Below are 25,049 nucleotides of genomic sequence, written 5' to 3'. Positions count from 1 at the left end.
TAGAAAAAGAGAGAACTATTGATTAGGAGAAAGCTGAGTAACCACAATACTATCCTTTTCTACGTCAAAACCAGCAATTAAACCCTTTTTCTTCAGCACTTTCACAAACGCCAAATCTTCAGGAGTATTAGGAACTTTCACATTTTTTCCATTCTTTGAAATGCAGGATCTATAAAGATCAAGGCCTTTAGAATATATAAAATCCGCAATTTCGTTGTTTTTCAGATACTCTTCTTGCAGCGAAATAAATTTCTTCACATCTAACGCATTATCCAAATTTCGGACAATATAATTTAAAGGCACAAATATTTTTCCAGTATATCCCAATTCAATGACCTTTTTGCCAAGCCAGTCACAATTAGTACCAAGCCTCCATAAATCTTGCCATGCATTAAATTCTGTTGACAGCAAGATTTTCTTTTGTTCATTATCCAACTCACTACTATCTAGCAACAATCTTAATATCTCAAATGACACGTATAAATTTTTACAAGCCGCAATAAACTCATCGAAGTTCAAGCCAACATATTTGGGAATCAGGCTTAAAAACTGACTTCTAACAAGTTCATAATTTTTAGCTGTAAATTTTAGAATTCCCGACTCTATCAAATAATTCATTTTTTCTTGTGAAAACCGGGTCAATTCAAAATCATCAACTTTCCAAGGGCACATGCTTATTAATGAAGAAAAGCATTCCAATGGCATTTTATCAATAGTTAAAAGACTTTGATAGAAAATGTGTGCAATCTCATTATTTCCATTATTCAAATCATCCGGTGTCAAAAGTACACTTTCAACGATTTCACCTACAATCTTTTTATCGCGCAAGTAATCTTTCAGGTATTCCTTCAAAGTATTGCCATTATGTTTGAAACTTTCAAAAACATTCTTCCAAGACAGTTTTACCCGTCTACGAGCAAAAAGTAATTCACATAAATCCATCTGTTTTGCGTCTGTAGATTTCAATTTATCAAGTGATACTTTTGTCAAATCAGATATTTCACAATCGTTCTTTTTAATTAGTTCCGCTTTAGTATCTCGTGATAAGTTCTCCATATTCAGCAATTCTACAAAAGCATCTTCGTTTTCTGCGATGTTTTTACCGCTCGACAGCATAACTTTATCAACGAAATCTTCAATATTTTCGTCTACATACGCCTTTACCTTTTTATTCGGCATCTTGGACACTTGTGTATAATAATCATTAATGGGGTGATTAAAATCATTCCCTAAAGCATGATTGACAATTATATCAAAATTTTGTTTTGAAATCACATACGCATTTTGTTCCAACAAAATATCATATATCGGATATTCAGGAGTATCGTTCAAAAGATTAAACTTTAGATTTAACGTGTCAAATTTTTCCGCAACAAATTCTTTATCGTCTTCCACATCAGGATCATACAAAAAAGACACATCCTTAGACAGAAAATTTACAACATCATCTTTTTTCTCTTCAAAATCCGTATATCTAAAGAATTTATAACGTACACTATTACTTTCTTTTTCAAAAAGAACTTGCAACCAGTTATTCTTATCATTAAAAAGTTTATATACCTTATTGTACAAAGTTGGGGTAAGACCATAATCAACATTCAATGCACTTAAGAATGTACAATCTGAATTTTGCTGCTTATATTTCCAAAGCGTATTTAAGAAATAATCTAAATGGCGGTCTTTTATTTGCAAAAGATATTTCAATAAAGAAAGGTTTAAAACAGCAAAATATTTCCACTCATGCTTCTGAATGCGCTTAACAACTTTTCCAAAATTGCTCAATTCCAGAAAGACATCATTTGGAGCTTGGTTATTCTTAATCAACCGTAAATAACGCGTATCATTTTCACTTAATGAATTTCCATAAAAATACGAGATATAGCGAGAATAATTTTCATCTATATATCCATGGCGCAAAAGATAATCAACAAATTCCTTTTTTTGAGGGGATTTAATTTTAGAAACAAAATCCATCTCAGGGAAATCCAGCAACATATCTTTTATAGATTTCTGTTCCATATCAGAAATCGCATTTCGACATTCGTCAATTTGCTTTTTTATTTTAGCAATTTCTTCATTCGATTTATCCTTTATCATTTTTTCACGTTGATCATACGTATATTGCGGATCAATTTCTTCTTGAGCACTTAAAAAAGCAACATGACTTGACAAGCCTTGTTTCCAAAATTCTTCAAATTTTTCATCCGAAACATAATCATACAAATCTTCAATATCATAGGAATATCGCGAACTTTTCGAAAATACGGTCGCAACATATAAAACACGCAATTCTTTCACATTTTTCAAAGCCTGTTTTTCCAGTACTTCTATTTGCGCCTCCAACGGAGGAATTTTTTTCTGTATTTCCTGTATTTTTTTACCCGCCAATTGCTTTTTCTCTTTAAACACTTCATACAGTTCGCCTTTGTTACAAATTAGATCTGCAAAATCTTTAGGATACAGATTTTTGTACAGCACCAAGGCAAAAATTTTATTCCGATCACGGCTTGTTTTATCGTGAAATTTGGTAGTATCAGCCTGCTCATTAGTTTTATAATCTTCGACATTTATTTTCTGGTCATATATTTTAAATTCATTCACGCTGTTTTTCAACAATCGCATATCATCTACGTACAGGCCTATATCTTCAAGGAAATTTTCATCTATTTCCTTCAACACACTTTCCTTATTTTGCTTTCTGAGATTAACCAAAACGTCACCAGAATTTTGGTTACTAATTACAGGAATAACAGGAATTATAAAGTCAAAAAACTTGGTACGGGAACTATCCCTAAACACTTCATCGCGCAACGCATAAATAAAAACAATTTTTCGCTTACGTTTAACATTCTCATAGTTATTAAGAAGCGTATTCAATTCACGAAGCTTTATAAATATTTCCGTATTTTTAAACCGATCCAGGTCTTCAAAGATAACGACATCATAATCTGTAACCTCAAAGAAATACAAGATTTCGTCCAGATGCTTATTCAGCAAGGATTCCGAATCCTTTTTTCCGAGTTCTATTTCAGCTTTTGGAACAAATATTTTTGTAAATCCAATTCTGCTTATATACGGGATGATTTGATAAAGGCCAATAAATGCAACAATAATTCCAACAACAGCAACAATAAGCAGCCCGATTGACCAACCACTCAACTGCGTAACATTTTCTAACTTAATCTGTTCAAAATTCGTTTTTGCAACGACAATCGACGCAATGGATATAATAAGGATAAAAATCGAAATCCAAATTCTTTTCGCTTTATCAATGTTCTTCACACGATTAAATCGCGAAAACGGAAAACATTCACCAGATTTTGTATAAAAAATCTGTTGCAATATGCTCTTTTCTATTGCATGGATTGTTGTTTTAGGAAGCTTTTTCTGGCTACTTAAAGTCTTTTCATCTTTTTTTTCAACAGCAAAAGTCGCTAATGAAACATTAAGAAATTGATGTTTATCCTTCTGTTGCTTAATATAGCTCGCCAAGACAGAGCTTTTTCCAGAGCCATAGTTTCCTGTCAGAGCCACATTATGAATTTTCTTTTCGGACAGCGCATAGTCAAGTGCTTTAAAAGACACCTCATCCTTGACATTATCGATCGGCGCCAAATTTTGAAAAGGGATTTCCTTGTACGATCTATTATCGTTCATATCTCAAATTCCACCCGTAATTTTTGGATAAAGCCTTAATTTTAAAGGCAATACCTTATTTTAAAATTTACAGTCAAAATTTAGCAAAAACGAATACAAGGTTTACAGGTTGAATCTAATTTATCTCAACAAAAACACACGCCACATTGGTAGCTATCGCTTACGGCGATCCATCCTGGCATGAGAGGCATAGAAAGCCTTCTTGTCTTCGTACATGCGGGCATCGGCAATATTGATGAAGGTATCGACACTTTCCATCTTCATATCAAACTTGTGCGATCCGACAGAAACGGACAATTCATACGGTTTAGAAGCGTTCTTATTGAAATCATCAAACAAATTCCGAATTTTTGTTATGCATTTTTCTATCGCTTCGTCATCCTGCGTATTTAACAAAATAATAAATTCATCGCCCGCATAGCGGATAACACTTCCGGCGTTTCCCACAGCCGATTTCAGGAGACGCGCAGACATCACTAGCGCATCGTCTCCCATGGCATGCCCAAATTTGTCATTGATATGCTTAAAACCGTTCAGGTCAATCATGATGCCCGAAATTTTGATTTTCGGACGAACCATACATTTTTCCAGCATGTAGTGCAGATAAGAACGGTTAAAAAGACCAGTCAGCTGATCATGGTAAATCATCTCGTTCTGAAGGCTCGCAAGAACACCCGCAATCGAAACTGCAATACTTGTGGGAATAACCGAAATGCCATAGTAAAGCGACTGGACAACGCCTCCAATAAGTATCGGTACAATATAGACCCAAATCGGGAAAAATTTCAGGAATCCGCCATTTGCTCTCGCTTTAAAATACGTCACCAAGCTATATAGAACGAGCAAGTAATCAATCATCAAATAAACAACATACAGATAACTTCTAGAGTAGAGGTTGTTTTCATCGATAAAAAACACAATCGGAACAAAAAGGTTAATTACGAGTAAAATAAGACCAAAGGCAACAATAGAATCCAGCACGATCCTTGTACGGCGCGGGATTCCACCGTTCAGATGAAACGACAGGAAGCGTACCCAAAAAAAGCTCGCAAGCATATTCGCCGCAAAAAGCCAAGAGCTAGTCACGTAGACCGAAATCTTGGGGAGAATTCCCGGCACGCCCTTCATCGAATAGGAAATCGGGTCGGCAATGCAGCTCGTGAGAGCAAGGAACATCATCAATAGCAAATTCCGGTCCGCACGGCTGCGCGTCTGGAAACGCCATAAATTACAAACAATCATGACAGCAATCAGAACTATCCCGATTACGTTTGTAACATAAATGCTTTCTAGATTAAATAACGGCTCCATATTTCCAACCTGCTCCCTAATTATACATTATAATTAGGCAATCTTGGCAATAAGGGTTCCGCAGAAAAACGCTTTTTGCAACAAAAAAAAAGAAGTTTCAAGAAATTATTTAGGACTTTTCTGGCGTCCAAAACTCCCGATAGGGTATTTCACCACCAAAGTTGCCGCCTTGTTGCCGAGGAACTGGATAACCTCCACCATCGCAACGATGATAACGACCGATTCGATCATTACGTCAGTACGGAAACGCTGGTAGCCATAACGGATGGCTAGATCACCAAGACCTCCCCCGCCGATTGCCCCCGCCATCGCCGAATAGCCAATCAGCGTGATTATAGTCAAAGTAACACCAGAAATAATCGATGGAAGCGCTTCGGGAATCAACACTTTTCGCACCACCTGACGTTTGGATGCGCCCATGGCAACAGCCGCCTGGATTACGCCCTTGTCCACCTCGTTCAACGCCGTTTCGGTCAAGCGCGCAATAAAAGGAGCCGCCGCAATGGATAGCGGAATAATCGTTGCCTCAGTTCCAATCGCCGTACCCAACACCACACGGGAAAGCGGGAACAGCACAATCATCAAAATCACGAACGGGAACGAACGCAGCACATTCACGATACGGCTAATTAATTGATACGGAATAATTTTGGGAGCGATACCGCGCGGAGATGTGACAAATAAGAAAATTCCAAGAGGAAATCCGAGAAGAATCGCGAACAACGTCGAAAAGAAAACCATGACGACAGTTTCCCAAGTCGATTGCAAAACCAGTTCTGTTATAGGACTCATCTTTTGTTCACCTCGTAACCTTGAGCCTGCAAATAAGCGATAGCGGAATCCACTGTGATTTCTTCGCGACGGATGTTCGATAAAAATTCACGAGTGATTTCGTGCCTGGGCGAACGGAAAACATCCGACACCGCACCCGTCTCGATAACATAACCTTTGTCTACAACAGCGACATATTGGCATGCATCGCGCACCACTTCCATCTGGTGCGTAATCATCACCACTGTGAGATTCATTCCTGCATGGATTTTCTTAATCAAGTCCAGAATTTCGTGAGTCGTCTGCGGGTCGAGCGCACTCGTCGCTTCGTCGCAAAAAAGAATGTTCGGCCGCGGCGCCAAGGCACGTGCAATCGCCACGCGCTGTTTTTGACCGCCCGAAAGTGTTGTAATCGGCGACTTCTCGCAGTCTTCAAGGCCCACAAGCGCAAGCATCTCTTTGACGCGAGCGTCGATATCGCGGCGGTTCCAACCTGCAAGTTCCAGCGGGAACGCCACATTCTTGCCTGCCGTGCGAGAACTGAACAAATTAAAATTCTGGAAAATCATTCCGATTTCGAGCCTACGGCGGTTCAGCTCTTTTTTTGGCAAATGGTCCACACGAACGCCATCGTAATAGACCTCGCCCCTATCGGGAGTTTCTAACAAACTCGCAAGCCGCAACAGCGAAGATTTGCCAGCCCCGCTCTTGCCGATAATGCCGATGATGGAATTATCAGGAAAATCAAGGGAAACATCCTTGACTGCCGTGACGCTTGCGCGTTTTGTCGTGTATGTTTTATTGAGATGCTCGAGCCTAAGCTGCATTGACGCAATCTAAAAAACGGGAACCACTTCGCCCTTGGTGTACTTGCCCTTAATCCAATTCTTGACCTTTTCGCTCTTGAGGGCGTTCACCAAGGCCTGAATCTTTGCAGACTTCTCGTTACCCGCCTTGACCGCAATAACATTCACGTAAGGCGAACTCGCATTTTCAACAAACAAACCATGAGACGATGCATTAAGACCTGCCGGAATCGCATAGTTGCCGTTGATGGCTGCCGCATCCACATCCTGCAAAATGCGCGGGAGCGAAGCAGCCTCCAGTTCCTTGAACTTCAGCTTTTTCGGATTCTCGGTAATATCAATGGGAGTTGCAGTGATGCCAGACTTTGGATCAAGCTTAATAAGGCCAGCAGCCTGCAACAAAAGCAAGGCGCGCCCTTCGTTGGTCGGGTCGTTCGGAATCGCAATCGTTGCACCTTTCTTCAAATCCGCAAGCGATTTGACCTTTTTCTTGGAATTCTTCGACGGATAAAGTGCGAAAGGTTCCACATGAATGCCGCCCGCATTCACAAGATGCGTTCCCTTTTCTTTATTGAAACTTTCGAGGTAAGGCAAATGCTGGAAGTAATTGGCATCTAATTCGCCAGATTCCAGCGTCTCGTTCGGAGTCACGTAATCTGTGAACTCAACAACCTTGAGTTCATAACCCGCCTTGGCGAGGTCCTCTTTTACCAGGTTCAAGATAGAAGCATGCGGCTCCGGAGTCGCACCAACCTTGATGACTTCGGCAGAAAACGCAGCAATAGCGGCAAAAGCAACAGACAAAATAATCTTACTGATATTCATTTTTACTCTCCTATTTTTTTCGCACAAAAGATAAGATTAGCAAGAGTTATCAGCAAGATATATTTAACTATAGCGTTTTATAGGATTTTTCTATACGTATTTTGTGCAAAACGCTTTACGCTTGTTTCCAATGCTTTAGTTGCGAGAGGTGTTTGTCGAAAAAGGCGCGGCGTTCTGCGTCGGGAGTATTGTCGGGATTGGGCATGTGCGAAAGCAGAAAATCGAGGAGGACCGACTTGTCGTTGTAAACAAACTTACCGTCAGTATAGCACCACTTGCAATAATCTTCGTTGAATTCGCCGCTGGGTTCACGGCTGATCATGGAATCTTCGCTGAGAGGCATTCCGCAGCATTGGCAGAAGAGTTGGCGCGGAGCGCCGAGCAACGTGTTGATGGACACGTCGAATTCACGGGAGATGACTTTGAGCATTTCGGTATTCGGCTGGGTTTCGCCAGTTTCCCAGCGGCTCACAGCTTGGCGCGTTACATGCAAGCGTTCGGCCATCTGGTCCTGGGTCAGGTTTTGATTCGAGCGCAACTTAAGCAAAACTTCTCGTACTTCCATAATACTCTCCTTTTGCAAATAAAATATTTTTGATCGTTTATCATTTCTTTTGACGAGTATAATATAGAACCAAGCTATAGCAAAAGCAAGCAACAGGCTGTTGCTTTTTTACGAGAGACGCGCAACCGAGAAGCGCGCAGGAGCCGAGTGCGTTTTAATGCCGCGAGATTGAGAAGCGCGCGGCCCCAGGTCCACAAACAAAAAAAAGGCGCCACGCATAAATGCGAGGAACACCTTTTATAGGAGGAGATTCCCGCTCGGAGGCGGGAATGACATTATGCACCGAGCATTGTGAGCCACAAGCGACTTGTATTAACAAGCCGTGGTGGCGAGAGCGATGCCCAATCACACGTTCTTTTTTGAACTTAGGGCTGAGCGGTCAGTTTAGCTCGAATCCAGTTGTTAGCGTTAGCGATAGCTTCGGCAATCTTTTCCGGTTCGCGAGTACCAGCCTGAGCACGGTCCGGACGGCCACCGCCCTTACCGTTGCAAGCCTTGGCGAGATCCTTGACGATGTCGCCAGCCTTGATGCCCTTGGCCTGAACGTTCTTGCCAACCATCACGGCGATGCTACCAGAACCATTGTCCTTGTTTGCAATCACGGCAACGCTATCAACATCAAGCTTGTTCTGAACACCGTCGAGCAAGTTCTTGTACTTTTCATCCGGCAAGGAGAGTTCGCGCACGTAGAGGTTCACGCCCATCACGTTGATGCCACCGTTCAAGAGTTCGGCAGCAGCGAGCGTTGCGAGTTCGAGCTTCACGGACTGGAGGCTCTTTTCGAGGTTCTGCGTCTTGGCAAACGCCTGCTGGATGCGGTCGAGAACTTCGGCATCCTTGCAGCGGAGCTGTTCGCGGAGAGCCGTGAGAATCTGCGTACCGGCGCGGAGCAGCGAGAGAGCGCCACGGCCAGAGACTGCTTCGATACGGCGTACGCCAGCAGACACGCTAGATTCAGAAACGATCTTCACGAGACCGATGTTACCGGTGTTCTGCACATGCAAGCCACCGCAAAGTTCGCGGGAGAATTCGACGCCAGCGTCACCCATCTTCACGACGCGGACCTTGTCGCCATACTTTTCGCCGAACAGAGCCATAGCACCGCTAGCCTTAGCTTCATCGACGTCCATCACGTCGGTGTGGACCGGCAAGCATTCCATGACCTTCGCGTTCACGATGTCTTCGACCTTCTGGATTTCTTCAGCAGTCATAGCATTAAAGTGGCTGAAGTCAAAGCGGAGGAGTTCGTTCGAAACGAAGCTACCCTGCTGCTGCACGTGAGTGCCGAGCACTTCGCGGAGAGCGGCCTGGAGCAAGTGCGTTGCGGAGTGGTTCTTGCGGATGTCAGCGCGACGATCGTTATCGACCGTAGCCATGAACACGGCGCCCATCGTCTTTTCGTCAGCCGTACCCTTCACAACCTTACCACGGCAAAGGGCCGTATCGTTCACCTTCACGGTGTCGAACACCTGGATTTCGAGGTCGGCGGAAACGAGCGTTCCCTTGTCACCAACCTGGCCACCCATTTCGGCGTAGAACGGAGAAGTTTCGAGAACGATGCTCAAAACACCCTTGTCTTCGCGCCAGCGGACAACCTTCGTTTCGCAAGCGGAGAGTTCATAACCGACAAAGTTCGTGCTAGCTTCGCTGTACTGCGTCCAGCCTTCGGTACCCATCGTGTTGATGCCCTGCTTCATGTTGGCACGGGCACGTTCCTTCTGTTCATTCATGCACTTTTCGTAGCCTTCTTCATCAATGAGGAGGCCCTTTTCTTCGGCGAGAATGCCAGTGAGGTCCGGCGGGAATCCATAAGTATCATAGAGGAGGAACACCTTGTCGCCCGGAATCTTGTCGCCCTTCTTGAGTTCGGCGGAGATGGCGGCAAAGCGTTCGAGACCAGCGTCAAGCGTACGAATAAAGCTTTCTTCTTCGCTCTTGATGACAGAAGCGACGAATTCCTTGCGCTCGCGAATTTCCGGGAAGGCATCGCCCATCGTGTCGGCAAGCACCTGAACGAGCTGGCAAATGAACGGCTTCTTCTGACCGAGCAGGCGAGCAAAGCGGCTAGCACGGCGGAGGATTCGACGGAGCACGTAGCCACGGCCTTCGTTAGACGGGAGTGCGCCGTCAGCAATTGCAAACGAAATAGCGCGGATGTGGTCGGCAATCACGCGGTGCGGGGTGCCAGCTTCGCCATCGTTGTACGGAACGCCGGAGAGTTCAGCGATCTTTGCGATAATCGGGGTGAACACGTCGGTATCATAGTTGCTGGTCTTGCCCTGAAGAATAGCGCAGATACGTTCGAAGCCCATACCGGTATCGACGTTCTTGGCCTTGAGCGGAATGAGGGAGCCGTCGCTCACGCGTTCGTACTGCATGAACACGTTATTCCAGATTTCAATGTAGCGGTCGTTTTCGCCGTTCACGCCCTTGATCGGGTCCTTGAACGTTTCGGCCTGCGTAGCGAGGTCGCCACGGTCGTAATGGATTTCGGAGCACGGGCCGCACGGACCGGTGTCGCCCATTTCCCAGAAGTTGGAGTGAGCATCGAAGCGCATGATGCGGTCATCCGGGAGGCCGGACACGTCCTTCCAAATCTGCCAGGCTTCGTCATCGTCCTGATAGACCGTAGCAAAGAGGCGTTCCTTCGGGAGCTTCCAAACTTCGGTGAGGAGTTCCCATGCCCAAGCAATAGCTTCCTTCTTATAATAGTCACCGAAGCTCCAGTTACCGAGCATTTCGAAGAAGGTGTGGTGGTAGTTGTCGCGGCCCACGACGTCGAGGTCGTTGTGCTTACCGGACACACGGAGGCACTTCTGGCTGTTGCATACGCGCTTCCAACCCTTCGGATTGTCGCCAAGGAAGATGGCCTTGAACTGGTTCATGCCCGCGTTCGTGAACATGAGCGTCGGGTCGTCATGCGGAACCACCGGCGAAGAACGCACGAAGAGGTGGCCCTTGGATTCGAAGAACTTGATAAAGGATTCGCGCACTTGCGCAGAAGTCATTTTTTCGGACATAGCTATTCCTTTGATTTTTTACGGGCACGAATTTAGAAAAAAAAGGAGATGCCCGCACGGAGGCGGGCATGACAATGTACCAATAACTAATGACTATTGACTAATAACTAGTACAGTTTCTTCATGTCGGTGAGTTCACCGTTCTTTTCGTGGAAAAGCTTGAGCGAACCGCCCTGAATCTTCTGGAAAATCTTGGTGAGCTTTTCGACGGCAGCAGTCTCGTCAAAGCCAACTTCGTTGTACGCCGTCTCGCCAATCACGATGCCCACGTTCATCATGTCCGGGGCCTTGCGGCGCAAGTAATTCAGGAACTCTTCATCGCTATTGAGCACATCTGTCGGCGTGAGCTTTTCGAATTCAGCAGGGTCACGCGTACTTGCATGCAGCGGGTACATGTCGTCGGCCACGATCTGTTTCGAATTCAGATAGAAAACGTTTCCGACATACAAACTAATAGAATCATTCAACACCTGACGAACTTCGATCAACACATCGCTTGTAATCGAAGCCTCTTGAATGTCTAGCTTGGAGGGGGCGCAAGCCATAAAAGCAAGCGAAATTGCGGCAAGAGCCGTAAGGAAAATTTTTTTCATGATTACCTCTGTATTAGTTATCAGTAGGAAGTAGGCAGTAAACAGTAACGACTAATGACTAACGACCAATGATTAGAATTCAATATACAATCATTTACATTTTGAGAAAAGCAAAAAATGTTTTATAAAGGAGATTCCCGCTCAAAGCGGGAATGACACACAAAAAGCCCCCCAGATTTCTCTGGGAGGCTTACGTCTATACACCAAACTTTTTTAGTTTGCTTCGTAGTCCAAGATAAGACGGCAAACACCATTTTCGACAATCACATTGTCCGGGCGAAGGTTCACGCGTTCCATTTCCCAATCGCCCCTGCTCCAACGCTGCGGATCGATATCTTCACCATCGAAGTCATCCTGCCAGGAAAGCGTAAAGGTCTTGGTCGCTACATCATAAGCGTAGACACGGACGTAATCAATCTGCTGTTCAATCGGAAGGCCAACGCCTCCTGCCCACTTACCCGTCCATGCAGTGCTCTTGGAAGCCCAAAGGTTAAAGCGAAGAGACTGGTTTTCGGTCAAGAAAGCGACCTGGTCAGCATCGGCATGCTTGCCACGGCTCATGCCAAGCGTATCGCGACGGACTTCAACACTGTCGATTTCCCAGGACACGTATTCCGGCGTCCAGACAATCGCGAACAGGTGGAAACCCTGGGTGGCATCAAAACCAAAGTCATGAAGCGGCTTGCTTTCGGAAGCGGTATTCGACTTGATGGACGGATCCCCTTCACGGGTAATGATGTTAGACTGCCAGGAACCCGGAGCCTTTCCAAGGACTTCAATATCAATTTCGTTCCACGGCTCAACATCCTTTTTCCAGGAGTCATCGTAGTAAAGGAACATAGAGCTTACAGAACCGGAAAGGGCAGCCATCTTCATACGAGCTTCGTAACGGCCATACTTAAACTGATCGAGACCAGTGAGTTCTGCACCGTAGAAGGTGTACGTCTTGGTCGGATCGAGTTCTGTCAAATACGGAACCTTGTAGGTGAACTGCGGATCAGCCGGAGAACCTGCGCTGGAAGAGAGTTCAGGAAGCACAGTGGAACTAGAAGAAAGTTCCGGAAAAAGAGCTTCAGAACTCGAAGACTGATCTCCGATCAGAGCCTCGGAACTGGAAGATTCACCTGCAGGCGGGAGCTGTGCTTCAGAGCTGGAAGAAACTTCAGATTGACCGGGATTAACCGGGATAAACGAATCATTTACTTCGGAGCAGGCAGCGAAGAATGCCACAGCAGCCATCGGGATAAGAATCTTTTTCATTGTTGACCTCTTAATTTCTTTTTCTATAAGATAGATTCTGTTTTTTCGCATCGTATGCCCAGCGAGAGGCATTTTAAAACCAACTGTATCAACCGTATTTTACATATTTTTGAAGCACTTTTACATAAAAAAACCGACTTTTTCAAAAATTGACCACATAAGCTTTCCGTAAGCTTTTTGGAACGCCTATTTCGGCTGAAAAGGCTCATTTTATACCTTGCCCACCCCTTTTTTAATATGTATATTGCGTTTTACAAAAAAGATTGATAGAAAAAAGCACAAATTCGGGTCCATCTTTTTCTACAACGCTGAAAAGTTAAACAACTTTTTAATTGTATTTACAGCCGGATCCGAGACAAAAGAGGTTACTATGCAGGAAGCATGGCTTGGCTTTAGAGGCGGTCGCTGGCAGGAAGAAATCAATGTCCGCGACTTCATCCAGAAGAACTATACCCCATACGACGGCGACAAATCTTTCTTGCAGGGTCCGACCGAAGCAACAAATAAGCTCTGGGCAGAACTGCAAGACCTTCAGAAGAAGGAAATCGCAAAGGGCGGCGTCCTTGACATGGACACGGACGTTGTCTCCACTCTCACAAGCCACCCGGCAGGCTACATTGCCGATGAAACCAAGGATCTCGAAAAGATCGTAGGTCTCCAGACCGACAAGCCGCTCAAGCGCGCATTCATGCCGTTTGGCGGTATCAAGATGGCGGAAGAATCCTGCAAGAACTACGGCTACACGCCGAGCGCAGAACTCCACCGCATCTTCACGGAATTCCACAAGACTCACAACCAGGGCGTATTCGATGCCTACACGCCGGATATGCGTATGGCCCGCAAGGCCCACATCATCACGGGTCTTCCGGATACTTACGGCCGTGGCCGTATCGTCGGCGACTACCGCCGCGTTGCCCTTTATGGTGTTGACTATCTTATCGAACAGAAGAAGGCCGACAAGGCTCTCTCCGACAAGAAGGACATGACCGAACACGTTGTTCGTGAACGCGAAGAACTTGCCGAACAGATCAAGGCTCTCGAAGGCATGAAGGCCATGGCAAAGATTTACGGCTACGACATTTCGAAGCCGGCCACGAACGCTCACGAAGCTGTACAGTGGCTCTACTTCGGCTACCTCGCCGCCATCAAGACGCAGAACGGTGCCGCCATGAGCGTTGGCCGCGTCTCGACCTTCATCGACATTTACATGACCCGTGACTTGCAGAACGGCACACTCACCGAAATCGAAGCTCAGGAAATCATCGACCATTTCGTGATGAAGCTTCGCATGGTGAAGTTCGCACGTATCACAAGCTACAATGAACTCTTCAGCGGCGACCCGGTGTGGGCTACGCTCGAAGTTGCTGGCCTCGGCCAGGACGGTCGCCATCAGGTGACCAAGAACGACTACCGTTTCTTGCACACTCTCGTGAACATGGGTCCGTCTCCGGAACCGAACCTCACGATTCTCTACAGCCCGCGTCTTCCGTACAACTTCAAGAAGTTCGCTGCTGAAATCTCCGTAAAGACCAGCGCCATCCAGTACGAAAACGATGACACGATGCGTCCGATTTGGGGCGATGACTACAGCATCTGCTGCTGCGTTTCTGCAACCCAGACCGGTAAGGAAATGCAGTTCTTCGGCGCCCGCGCAAACCTCGCCAAGGCTCTCCTCTACGCCATCAACGGCGGTAAGGATGAATGCCTCGTGAAGGGTCAGCAGGTCGGCCCGGAATATCCGCCGATTTCTAGCGAATACCTCGACTACGATGAAGTTGTCCACAAGTTCGAACTTTACATGGACTGGCTTGCCCACTTGTACGTGAATACCTTGAACTTGATTCACTACATGCACGATAAGTACTACTACGAAGCTGCCGAAATGGCCCTCATCGATACGGATGTCCGCCGCACGTTTGCTACGGGTATCGCAGGCTTCAGCCACGTTGTCGACTCCCTTTCTGCCATCAAGTACGCTAAGGTCAAGGTCATCCGCGATCCGGCTACAGGCCTTGCTGAAGACTTCCAGATTGTCGGCGACTTCCCGCGCTATGGAAACGATGACGACCGTGCCGACGATATCGCTGTTTGGCTCCTCAAGACGTTCATGGCCAAGATCAAGCAGACTCCGACTTACCGCAATTCTGAAGCTACCACAAGTATTCTTACCATCACGAGTAACGTTGTTTACGGTAAGGCTACCGGTACCCTTCCGGACGGCCGCAAGGCTGGCGAACCGTTCTCTCCTGGTGCAAGCCCGAGCTACGGTGCTGAAAAGAACGGTCTCCTCGCATCGCTCAACTCTGTGGCAAAGCTCCCGTACGAATACTCCTTGGACGGCATCAGCAATACGCAGACGATCAACCCGGATGCACTCGGCCACAACGACGAAGAACGTTCCAACAAGCTCGTGCAGGTGCTCGACGGCTACTTCGGCCAGAGCAGCCACCACTTGAACGTGAACGTGTTCGGTGTCGAAAAGCTCAAGGACGCTATGGAACATCCGGAAAAGGAAGAATACCAGAACTTCACGATCCGCGTTTCCGGCTACGCTGTGCGCTTCATCAAGCTCACTCGCGAACAGCAGCTCGACGTGATTGCCCGCCAGGCACACGGTGTGCTCTAATCGCTTTGAAAAGCGCCGCGAGCGCTCAACGCCGCAAGGCAACAAACGTTCGCGAGAAGCCACAAAGCTTAAAAAGGTTCCCGAAAGGGAACCTTTTTTGTTTTAGGGAATGCCGCAAATTTTTGGGGAACGCAGGCTTTGAAAAGCCGCGAAAACTATGCCACGATGTAATTTTCGTTTTTCTGGCGGCGAGCGTAAACTGATTCGAGGAACTGAATCACGGAAGTCTTATCGCGTACGAGTCCACGCTTATGACTCAAGCAAAAACGAGACGGCGTGAGAGACTTCAAGAGCTTAATCTGTTCGCCAAGAATCTGCACGTTATAAACGTCAGGTGCGCCATGCCCCACCATCGGGTAAGTCGCATCGCCCAAGAAAACGAAATCATCCACGATGAGCGCAAGCGAACCCTTGGCATGGCTATTGGGCATCGGTAAAATTTGGATCTGCACACCATCGTCAAACGAAAGCGATTCCATCACGACGTTCTTTGCAACGCCTTCAATTTCACCGAATGTTTTTGAAGTGTAGGCGCCCACATAAAGCGCATCAATGTCTAGCGAAATCTCGCCACCGCACATGCGCTGTACATTCAGCAAGTGGTCACGATGGAAATGCGAAATGACGACATTTTTCGCAAGACGCGCGGCATTGTTACATGCCGCAAGATTCGCCCCATTCTCATCAACGGGAATCGCCGCTTCTTCTACAGGAATGCGCGGCAGCGCGTTGATAAACTGCGCCGCCTCATCACACGCGCCTACGTCAAAAATCCACCACGCGCGATCGCCGCGCACAGCGATGACATCCGCACTCAGCGGGTCATTCGACATCTGTAAATACTGGATTCTATCGGTGAGCTTAATGATTCTTGGCACGGTGCCAAAGATAGAAAATTTCGCTTACTCTTTATCCTTATAAACGATGGTGTAAACATCGTGAAATTCTAGGTACTTGACGCCAATATACTCTACAGGGACTTTCACTCTATAATCGGCAAAACAAAGGCAATTATGTATGGGGCGACTATCATAATCTGGGTAATATTCAAAAACATCATGAACCAATAAAGTATCGTCATGACGTTCCAACTTAACATCTGTTACATGTCCATATTCGGCACAACCTGAAATCGTATTCAAGAAAAAAACAGCAGAACCGTCCTCGTTCATAACGAAATCAATGGATTCATCCCCAAATTCAGCTCTTTTTGCCAAATGCCCGCCACCGCACGAACCAATCCCCACTTCATAATCTGAGGATTTTTGAGATCCCGTGTTTAAACTTGCAGAACCGCCAACGCCATTATTAACGCCTGATTCATCGGAACAAGCTGTAAGCATTGCAAAGGCCGCTGCAACAGCCATCAAAGCGAGCAAATATTTTTTCATAAAGATTCCTCCTTATCACTCCTTTAAATATAAATGAACTTTCAATTAAAAACGAATAATTTTCAAGCAATATAGCGTACTGACGCGCTATGATTGGATTTTTTTCGAGGTTTGTATTATATAGAGAATACGGCTCACCGCCAGGATTCTTTTTTAATGCAAAAAGCACGTCATGCGGGCGGGGTCCCAGCTCGGAGTTGACGCCTACGGCGTCAGCGGCTTCACTCGGTTATGCCGGTCTGCAAGCAGCCCGTCGCAACACTCGTTTTGCACACTACTGCGAAGAATACACCTTGGCCGACGCCTTCATTCTCACGACGAACAATCATTTTCCTCAAATTATTTGACTATTTATCTCGCATTGTTTAGACCTATGCATAAAATCACAGACTTTATTCTGTAATACGAAATATCACTTTAATGCGGAGCAAGACTTTTTTATTTTTACAGCATGACTCTCGGAAGAATCAACAAGCTCGAAACGTTCGGATCGGTCGATGGACCGGGAATCCGCTTTGTCGTATTTTTGCAGGGCTGTCCCATGCGCTGCAAGTTCTGCCACAACCCGGAAACATGGGATTTCGGGACGAAAAGTGTAAACGGGACAGAGAACGGATCGTTCGAAATGAGCGCCGAAGACCTGCTGAAAAAAGCCGTACGCTACAAGCCCTACTGGGGAACCGACGGCGGCATCACCGTAAGCGGCGGCGAACCACTCGCACAAATCGACTTCATGATTGAATTCTTCGAAGCGGCAAAAGCGGCGGGAGTCCACACATGCATCGACACGAGCGGAGTCACGTTCAGGAGCACAGGCGAACAGTTTGCAAAGTTCGAACGGCTGATGAAATCCACCGACCTCTTGCTCGTGGACATCAAGCACATCGACGCCGACGCGCACAAGGAACTCACGGGCCACAGTAACGAAAACATCATCGAGTTTTTCCGCTACCTTGACCGCATCCAAAAGCCCATCTGGATCCGCCACGTGCTCGTGCCAGGCATCAGCGACAATGACGAAGCCCTCACGCGTACCCGCGACTTCATCCGTACGCTGAGTAACGTCAAACGCGTCGAAGTCCTCCCCTACCACGCATTTGCCCTTAGCAAGTACCAAGAACTCGGCATCGACTACGCCCTTAAAGACACGCAAACACCTTCCGCAGAACGCGTCAAGAACGCCAACGAAATTCTCGAAACCGCGAAATACACAGGCTGGGAAAGCAGTAGACCGTAGGCGGTAGGAAGTAGGAAGGGTTTGTTATACGAGAAGGTGATCCCGGCACACTTCGGCAAGCTCAGCGCATCGCAAGGCCGGGATGACAGAGCAAAATAGGAGATGCCCGCTCAGCGGCGGGCATGACAATGCAAAAAGACGAGACGTCGAATCCCCGTCTTTAAAATTTAAATGAGATTTTGCCTAAAGCCATTCTTTCCAAATTTTGCTCAAAACCGAGCGAGACAAAGAACGCTTTGGCGTAGCGTATAATAATACGTGAGCCAAAGCGTGATACCGTATCGCGATGTGTTTTCAGCGAAATTTTAACCCTTGATGGCGTCGCCCATGCTAAACATCGGCATATACATAGCAATCAAAAGGCCACCGACGGCGCCGCCCAAGAACACGATAATGAGCGGTTCAATCATACTCACGACGGCATCGACTGCGGCATCCACTTCTTCATCGTAGAAGTCAGCGAGTTTCAAAAGCATACCGCCTAGGTTACCAGTTTTTTCACCGACTCCAGTCATCTGGATCACCATGGGCGGGAAAATGCCCACTTCTTCCATCGGCTCGGCAATCGACTTACCGCCTGCAATGCCAATCGATATTTTATAAATAGCCTTTTCAACAACCTTGTTACCAGCCGTTGAAGCAACCACCTTCAAGGCATCCATCACAGAAACACCAGCATTCAAAAGCGTTCCGAGCGTACGCGCAAAGCCAGCTGTTGCGGACTTAATCTGCAAATCACCTAGTTTTGGGACCTTTAGCGTAAACTTGTCCATTGCAAATTGCGCTTGCGGTATTCGCATTATCATCTTATAGGCAAATATGACAATAATAAGTGCGATAAACAAAAACGCACCATTATTTCGTACAAAATCAGAAATATCCATCACGACTTGCGTCGGAGCCGGGAGTTCTGCATCAAGGGCGGCGAACTGTTCAGCAAATGTCGGCACCACGAACGTCATAAGGGCAATCACGACGACAATACCCACAATGATAACCATCACCGGGTACGTCAAAGCTTTTTTCACCTTGCGTTTGAGGCGCTGGTTGTTTTCGAGCGTTTCTGCCAGACGAGCCAAGATGCCTTCAAGAATACCGCCCGCTTCACCGGCAGCCACCATGTTGCAATACAGGGAATCAAAAACTTTCGGATGCTGCGCTAGAGCATCAGCGAGAGAAGAACCACCGTTAATCGACTGAGTGAGTTTATGCACAACGTTCTTGAGTTCCGGGTTTTCGCACTGGGCTTCGAGAATGTTCAAACACTGCAACATCGGAAGACCTGCCGAGCACATAGACGAGAACATACGCGTAAAACGGGTGATGTCTTCGGTCTTGATGCCAGAACCAATCTTGATCTTGATTTCGGTCGGCTTCTTTTTGAGGCTTGTAATGACCAAGCGACGACGGAGCAGGAGTGCTTCGGCTTCGGCCTTGTCCTTTGCTTCAAGCGTACCTTCAAAGCTGTTGCCCTGAGAGTTTTGAGCCTTGTACAAAAATTCTGCCATCGATTACACCCCTTCCTTTACAAACAACTGTTCCAACTGATCCGGACTCGACGAACGAGCAAGCGCATCAAAACGGTCAACCTTATGGTTCTTGACGAGGTCGCACAAGCACATGTTCATCGTATTCATGCCGAACTTCTGACCAATTTCAATCATGGATTCAATCTGGTGCACCTTGTCATCGCGAATCAAAGCGCGGATACCCGGCGTCACGTTCATGACTTCGTACGCCATCACGCGACCACCGCCAATCTTTGGCAAAAGGGTCTGGCAGATGACGCCTTGGAGCACAAACGAGAGCTGTGTACGCACGGTCTGCTGTTCACCCTTCGGGAAGGCGTCAACCACACGGTTAATCGTCTGGACGCAAGAGTTTGTATGAAGCGTTGCAAAAGTCAAGTGACCCGTTTCTGCAATCGTAAGTGCCGAGCGGATCGTTTCCAAGTCACGCATTTCGCCGATGAGCACCACGTCCGGGTCCTGACGGAGGGCCATCTTCAACGCCTGGGCAAAGCTGTGCGTATCGCTACCGACTTCGCGCTGGTTGATCATGCATCCCTGATGCTTGTGCAAGAATTCGATCGGGTCTTCGACCGTCAAGATGTGGTCGTGACGTTCCTTGTTGATCTTGTCGATCATGGCAGCGAGAGTCGTGGACTTACCAGAACCGGTAGCGCCCGTCACAAGCACGAGGCCAGAAGGGCGGGTCGTAAATTCGGCCATGATCTTCGGGAGGCCGAGATCCTTAAACGTCTTGATATCAAGCGGAATAATACGGAGGGCAAGCGCCACGCAGCCACGCTGCAAGTAGGCGTTCGCACGGAAACGCGCAAGATTTGCAATACCGAATGAAAAGTCGCATTCCTTTTGCTGTTCAAAAGTCTTTTTCTGGGCTTCATTCATCAAGCTGTAAGTCATACGCATGGTTTCGTCGGGCTTGAGCTTATTCTCCCCGATGGGGGTTAGCTTGCCGGAAAGACGAATAAGAGGGGGTGCACCGGCCGTAATGTGCAAGTCGGAGGCCCCACGTTTGACCATTTCTGCTAAAAGATCTTGAATGTTATATGCCATGCACTAGAATATAATTTAAAAAGCCCAAAAATTTCATAAATTCTTTATGCAATGCGTTCATCCACTTATAAAATACTCGCATGGGTAGGGGCAGTCATTTTCCTCGGCTTCGCGTTTTATGCGATCGAGGCGAAGTCCCGCTACAAACTGAACTTCCCGGAGACTGTCGTGAACTTCACGGCAGACGATGTGATGGGAGGCAAATCGGACTACCTGAGCGAAAAGGGAACCGCAACGCTCATTGTGCTGACCGCATCGTGGTGCCCATCATGCCGGGCGGAACTGCCGATTCTTAAGAAATTCCACGAAGATTTTGGCCCGAAGGGCCTCAGGATCCTGATGATCGACGAAGACGATTCCAAGAAGGTCGCCCGCAAGTACAAGAAGAGCATGGAAATTCCGTGGACGATGCTCCACTGGAACTACGACGCGCTCAAGGCGCTAGGGAACCCAGGCGTGATTCCCGTGAGTTTCGTGGTCGATAAGGACGACAAGATCCAGCATGTCGATGTCGGGACACTCAACGAACTCAAAGTCCGGCACGAGCTAAAGAGACTGCTGGGATTGTAATACGAAAAATAACTGGATCCTTCGGGCATTCGCTCTCAGGATGACGAGAGTGTGCGTTAAGCAATAGGACTTGGGAAGAGGATTACGTCGGCGATTTCTTCTTTACCGAGAGCGAGCATGAACAGGCGGTCGAGCCCAAGCGCCACACCAGAGCAAGCTGGCATTCCCGATTCAAGAGCAGCAAGGAACCGTTCGTCGATAGGCGGTAAGGGCTTATTCATCCCCTTGCGGATTTCCAAATCAGCATAAAAACGGCGACGCTGTTCCACAGGATCCGTAAGCTCCGTGTAACCATTGCAAAGTTCCACTTGATTCACAAAAAGCTCAAAGCGGCGGGCCCACGTGTAACCATCATCATCCACGTACGTCTGCGCCAGAGCCGCCTGCGACGGCGGGTAATCCAAGATGAACTCGGGACCGTTACTAGCGAGTGCAGGTTCCACGAGGAAGACCATGAGGTAGTCCCACCAGTCTTCGCGCGTGAGCGTCTCACTCTTTTCGGGCACAGGAATCTCGCGGGCGCTACAAGCATCCGCAAAGTCCGTGAGCTTTTCGCAAAACGGATTCACGCCAGCGTAGTTCTTGAAAGCATCAATCCAGCGGGTGCGGCGGGCGTTTAGTTTAGTCCCAATGATTTCACTCACGAGGTCTTCGACTTCATCCATGAGTTTGTCTTGAATCATACCCACACGGTACCATTCCACCATCGAGAACTCGTTATTGTGGTGACCGCCAAATTCATCCTTGCGGAACGACTTTGTAATCTGGAAAATGTCACCGAACTTTGCAGCAAGCAAGCGCTTCATGTGAAATTCCGGGCTCGTCATCATGAACCGCTTCGGATCTTCGATCTCAAAGTAATCGAGCTGCGGGTCCGTTCCGCCGTATGCAGAAAGCACAGGCGTCTCGACTTCGAGCGCATTACGACGAACAAAGAAATCACGGACGCGGGCCATCAGCGCCTGGCGCTTGACCCAAGTTTCACGTGTGCAAGTGGGCGCAAACGCGCCCGAGTTCAAATTTTCCATCACTCGTTAGCTCCGGCTACACAACGGACCGCAAGATAGAAACTCGGGTCCACGGAGATGGAGCCGACATCCTTATCGGAGCTGAACATTGTGCGGGCCTTGCCACGAGAATCCTCTTCGGAATCGGCAGTCCAGAAGTAAGCACCCTCGCCCATCGTCGTGCAGACGCCGGTCTTGTTAGCGTAGCCACCGAACATGGCCGTGAAGGCATAATCGTCGCTGCCGTTGCTCTTGAGCTTGAGTGCCGCAGAGCGTGCGCCACCGGCGTATTCTTCAAGCTTTTTCCAGTCCGCATCTGTGGCGAGATGGTAGCCCGCCGGGCAAGCTTTCTTGGCGGCTTCTTGCGTGTAGAGACGGCCGAACGTCTTGCAGTTTGCATCGTCGCGGTCGTAGCAAATCGAGCCATCAGGATCGTTGTAGTTCAAGTTCTCGACGAACCAGTCCACGCCACCGATTTCCTTGACCTTGTAAACTTGTTTGTCACGCTTGTCCACAAAATTCTTGAAAACCGGGCAGCGCGTACTGAAGCCAGCTTCAGAAAGAATTGGATCGACCTTGCCCTTCCAGGCCGTGCAGAAGCGGAACAGCTGACCGCCCGGGAGCGAAGCGCCCTTATGCTTGGCAGCCCAAGTCTTCACGTAATGGAGACCCGTCACTGCGGTATCGGGAATCGAGAGCACCTTGGCATACTTGCCTGCGAGTGCAGCATACGTCCCGGCAACAGACATCGGAGCCTTCCAGAAACCTTCGAAAAGACCTTCGCGCAAGCTTGCAAAAACCGGGGACGGCTTGTAGACCTTAATCGTCTTGTCCACCATCTGTTCAGGTTTCGTCTTGCAGTTCACATCGTGGTCAATCGCCATCAGGGAATTTGCATCCACCTTGCACTGGGCAATGCACTTTGTTCGTGCAGCACCTTTCTTGGGACACGGTTTCCAGACCGTCGTATCGACACTCACGAGAGACTGCTTTCCAAAAGCCTTTGTCTTCGTTGCCGCCTTAGCCACCTCGTCAAGCGTCTTGAGAGCCTTTGCACTTCCCTTTTCACCATCAGCGAGCAAATACTTGATGACACCCGAACAGGCATTCGCGGCGTTTGCCATCGAGCACACCTTCGGGCCAAAACCATACGCAAACTGGGACGGGCAGGCGGCAAACGCTTCATCCGGCATCTGCTTAAAATGCTTGCCATAAATGTTCGCCGCATTCTTTGCAGACATCTTGCCGCAATAGATTTCTTCAAGTTCGCCGGAATTGACAATCTTTTTAACCTTTTTCCAATTATTGGAATCAACGGCATTGCGGAGCGCTTCCTGGGCAAAACCACCCTGCGCCAAAATTGCAGAACAAATCAAACTTGCCACAAAAAACTTTTTCATTTTTTCCTCTTTTGAAACTTAACTGGATCCCTCGACTTCGCTCGGGATGACAAATCCTAAGTCGGGATGATACATGAATAGTTTTAATATATAACGAATTATAAACAATCCCTAACGAATAATCAAAAAAAATCTTGAACTCTAATAATATTTTACTTGAATTTGACTCCGGCTATAGAGGATTTCTATCTTTTGGGGCATGAACGCAGAAGTCTTACGCAATGAATTCCCGATGTTGGTCGCAGGCGACAAAGAATCAAAGCCACTCGCCTTTTTGGACAGCACCGCCACGACCCAGAAGCCCGCAAGCGTCATCGACGCGATGGACGATTTTTACCGCGAGCACTATAGCTCCGTAAAGCGCGGGGTTTACCGCCTCAGCGCACGCACGACCGAAGCCTTTGAAAAGACCCGCAAAGACGTTGCGAAATTCATCAACGCAAAATCCGAAGACGAAATCGTCTTTACGCGCGGCACCACCGAAAGCATCAATCTCGTTGCTTGGAGCTACGGACGCAAGTTCTTTGAAGCGGGCGATGAAATTTTAATCAGCGGTTTGGAACACCACGCGAACATTGTGAGCTGGCAGCTCGTCGCCGAAATGAAGGGCGCAAAAATCAAGGTCATTCCCGTCCGCGATGACGGCGATTTAGATTTAACCAAGCTCCCGGAACTTTTGACACCGCGCACCAAGATGGTCGCCGTCGCCCACGTGAGCAACTCCGTCGGCACCGTGAACCCGATTGCAGAAATCATTGCGACCGTCCGTAAGCTCGCCCCGCAAGCAAAAATTTTGATTGACGCCGCCCAGAGTTCTAGCCACATCAAAATTGACGTGCAGAAGCTCGACTGCGATTTCCTCGCTTTCAGCGGCCACAAGATGTACGGCCCGACTGGCATCGGCGTTCTTTACGGCAAGTACGACGTGCTCGACAGCATGCCGCCATGGCATGGCGGTGGCGAAATGATCAAGAACGTCACGTTCGAAAAGACAACTTACGCAGATGTCCCGGCTCGCTTTGAAGCAGGTACGCCCGCCATTGCCGAAGTCATCGGACTTGGGAAAGCCATCGAATGGCTGAATAACGTCGGCCTCGACAACATCCGCAAGCACGAAGAACAAATTACGCAGTACGCTCTGAAACAGCTCGCAGAAATCCCGCAAGTGAAAGTCCTCGGCAACCCGAAGGAACGCGGAGCGCTTATCAGCATTACGTTGGACGGAATCGCCGTCGGTGATGCGGCCATGATTCTTGACGAAGAAAACGTCGCCGTGCGCAGCGGACACCATTGCGCGCAACCGGTGATGGACCGCTTTGGGCTGGACGCCACGCTCCGTTTGAGCTTCGGCGTGTACACGCTTGAACGCGACATCGACCGTTTTGTTGCTGGCATCAAACGCGTTTTGCGTTTGTTCGGGTAAATTCCGCT

At 47.7% G+C, this 25,049-nt stretch carries 19 protein-coding genes; 4 read left to right on the top strand and 15 right to left on the bottom strand.

Features of this window, described 5'->3' with window-relative positions; translation table 11 throughout:
- Nucleotides 1-15: 15 nt before the first annotated feature.
- The 9 genes from B7990_RS14670 to B7990_RS14630 form a co-directional block, all read right to left on the bottom strand.
- Nucleotides 16-3,657 (bottom strand): hypothetical protein, encoded by a 3,642-nt coding sequence (locus tag B7990_RS14670; protein ID WP_088641622.1) that lies wholly within the window; start codon nucleotides 3,655-3,657, stop codon nucleotides 16-18.
- A gap of 153 nt (nucleotides 3,658-3,810) precedes the next feature.
- Nucleotides 3,811-4,968 carry a GGDEF domain-containing protein gene (locus tag B7990_RS14665; protein ID WP_088641621.1) on the bottom strand — a complete coding sequence of 386 codons (1,158 nt, stop codon included), beginning with the start codon at nucleotides 4,966-4,968 and terminating at the stop codon, nucleotides 3,811-3,813.
- A gap of 105 nt (nucleotides 4,969-5,073) precedes the next feature.
- Complete coding sequence (locus B7990_RS14660) at nucleotides 5,074-5,760, bottom strand: methionine ABC transporter permease (RefSeq protein WP_014545773.1); 687 nt, start codon at nucleotides 5,758-5,760, stop codon at nucleotides 5,074-5,076.
- Nucleotides 5,757-6,566: a methionine ABC transporter ATP-binding protein gene (locus B7990_RS14655; protein ID WP_088641620.1), complete on the bottom strand. Its 810-nt coding sequence runs from the start codon at nucleotides 6,564-6,566 to the stop codon at nucleotides 5,757-5,759. Before B7990_RS14655 ends, B7990_RS14660 begins: the two co-directional genes overlap by 4 nt.
- A 9-nt stretch (nucleotides 6,567-6,575) precedes the next feature.
- On the bottom strand, nucleotides 6,576-7,370 hold the full coding sequence (locus B7990_RS14650) for a MetQ/NlpA family ABC transporter substrate-binding protein (protein ID WP_088641619.1): 795 nt from the start codon (nucleotides 7,368-7,370) through the stop codon (nucleotides 6,576-6,578).
- Between the two features lie 115 nt (nucleotides 7,371-7,485).
- Nucleotides 7,486-7,935, bottom strand: coding sequence for a zinc ribbon domain-containing protein (locus B7990_RS14645; protein WP_073423736.1), 450 nt, complete (start codon nucleotides 7,933-7,935; stop codon nucleotides 7,486-7,488).
- 365 nt (nucleotides 7,936-8,300) lie between these two features.
- On the bottom strand, nucleotides 8,301-10,955 hold the full coding sequence (alaS, locus tag B7990_RS14640; protein ID WP_088641618.1) for an alanine--tRNA ligase: 2,655 nt from the start codon (nucleotides 10,953-10,955) through the stop codon (nucleotides 8,301-8,303).
- A gap of 107 nt (nucleotides 10,956-11,062) precedes the next feature.
- Nucleotides 11,063-11,548 (bottom strand): hypothetical protein, encoded by a 486-nt coding sequence (locus B7990_RS14635; protein ID WP_088641617.1) that lies wholly within the window; start codon nucleotides 11,546-11,548, stop codon nucleotides 11,063-11,065.
- A 213-nt stretch (nucleotides 11,549-11,761) separates the two neighbouring features.
- Entirely contained in the window at nucleotides 11,762-12,808 is a 1,047-nt protein-coding gene (locus B7990_RS14630) for a glycoside hydrolase family 16 protein (protein ID WP_088641616.1), read from the bottom strand.
- Nucleotides 12,809-13,178: 370 nt separating this feature from the next.
- Between B7990_RS14630 and pflB the strand changes: the two genes are divergently transcribed.
- Nucleotides 13,179-15,434, top strand: coding sequence for a formate C-acetyltransferase (pflB, locus tag B7990_RS14625; RefSeq protein ID WP_088641615.1), 2,256 nt, complete (start codon nucleotides 13,179-13,181; stop codon nucleotides 15,432-15,434).
- Nucleotides 15,435-15,589: 155 nt separating this feature from the next.
- Here pflB and B7990_RS14620 read toward each other — a convergent pair whose 3' ends face one another.
- Both B7990_RS14620 and B7990_RS14615 read right to left on the bottom strand, forming a co-directional pair.
- Nucleotides 15,590-16,312, bottom strand: coding sequence for an MBL fold metallo-hydrolase (locus tag B7990_RS14620; RefSeq protein ID WP_141099301.1), 723 nt, complete (start codon nucleotides 16,310-16,312; stop codon nucleotides 15,590-15,592).
- 24 nt (nucleotides 16,313-16,336) lie between these two features.
- Nucleotides 16,337-16,825 carry a hypothetical protein gene (locus tag B7990_RS14615; RefSeq protein ID WP_088641613.1) on the bottom strand — a complete coding sequence of 163 codons (489 nt, stop codon included), beginning with the start codon at nucleotides 16,823-16,825 and terminating at the stop codon, nucleotides 16,337-16,339.
- A gap of 451 nt (nucleotides 16,826-17,276) precedes the next feature.
- Here B7990_RS14615 and pflA point away from each other — a divergent pair, with 451 nt between their 5' ends.
- Nucleotides 17,277-18,062 carry a pyruvate formate-lyase-activating protein gene (pflA, locus tag B7990_RS14610; protein ID WP_088641612.1) on the top strand — a complete coding sequence of 262 codons (786 nt, stop codon included), beginning with the start codon at nucleotides 17,277-17,279 and terminating at the stop codon, nucleotides 18,060-18,062.
- A gap of 305 nt (nucleotides 18,063-18,367) precedes the next feature.
- Here the strand turns inward: pflA and B7990_RS14605 are convergent, their stop codons facing one another.
- Nucleotides 18,368-19,570, bottom strand: coding sequence for a type II secretion system F family protein (locus B7990_RS14605; RefSeq protein ID WP_088641611.1), 1,203 nt, complete (start codon nucleotides 19,568-19,570; stop codon nucleotides 18,368-18,370).
- A gap of 3 nt (nucleotides 19,571-19,573) precedes the next feature.
- Entirely contained in the window at nucleotides 19,574-20,641 is a 1,068-nt protein-coding gene (locus tag B7990_RS14600; protein WP_088631124.1) for a type IV pilus twitching motility protein PilT, read from the bottom strand.
- 51 nt (nucleotides 20,642-20,692) lie between these two features.
- Here B7990_RS14600 and B7990_RS14595 point away from each other — a divergent pair, with 51 nt between their 5' ends.
- Nucleotides 20,693-21,211 carry a TlpA disulfide reductase family protein gene (locus B7990_RS14595; protein WP_088641610.1) on the top strand — a complete coding sequence of 173 codons (519 nt, stop codon included), beginning with the start codon at nucleotides 20,693-20,695 and terminating at the stop codon, nucleotides 21,209-21,211.
- Nucleotides 21,212-21,267: 56 nt separating this feature from the next.
- Here B7990_RS14595 and epmA read toward each other — a convergent pair whose 3' ends face one another.
- The gene (gene epmA / locus B7990_RS14590) at nucleotides 21,268-22,239 is read right to left on the bottom strand and encodes an EF-P lysine aminoacylase EpmA (protein ID WP_088641609.1); all 972 of its coding nucleotides are present in this window, start codon (nucleotides 22,237-22,239) and stop codon (nucleotides 21,268-21,270) included.
- On the bottom strand, nucleotides 22,239-23,618 hold the full coding sequence (locus tag B7990_RS14585) for an FISUMP domain-containing protein (RefSeq protein ID WP_088641608.1): 1,380 nt from the start codon (nucleotides 23,616-23,618) through the stop codon (nucleotides 22,239-22,241). The genes epmA and B7990_RS14585 overlap by 1 nt, the downstream gene beginning before the upstream one ends.
- A gap of 199 nt (nucleotides 23,619-23,817) precedes the next feature.
- On the opposite strand from B7990_RS14585, the gene B7990_RS14580 reads away from it, so the two are divergent.
- Nucleotides 23,818-25,041, top strand: a complete 1,224-nt coding sequence (locus tag B7990_RS14580; protein WP_088641607.1) for an aminotransferase class V-fold PLP-dependent enzyme — start codon at nucleotides 23,818-23,820, stop codon at nucleotides 25,039-25,041.
- Nucleotides 25,042-25,049: the final 8 nt, after the last annotated feature.

Origin of the sequence: Fibrobacter sp. UWB4 (assembly GCF_002210345.1) — a bacterium.
In the GTDB taxonomy this organism is placed as follows: Bacteria; Fibrobacterota; Fibrobacteria; order Fibrobacterales; family Fibrobacteraceae; genus Fibrobacter.
This window is presented reverse-complemented; position numbering and strand designations above follow the sequence as displayed.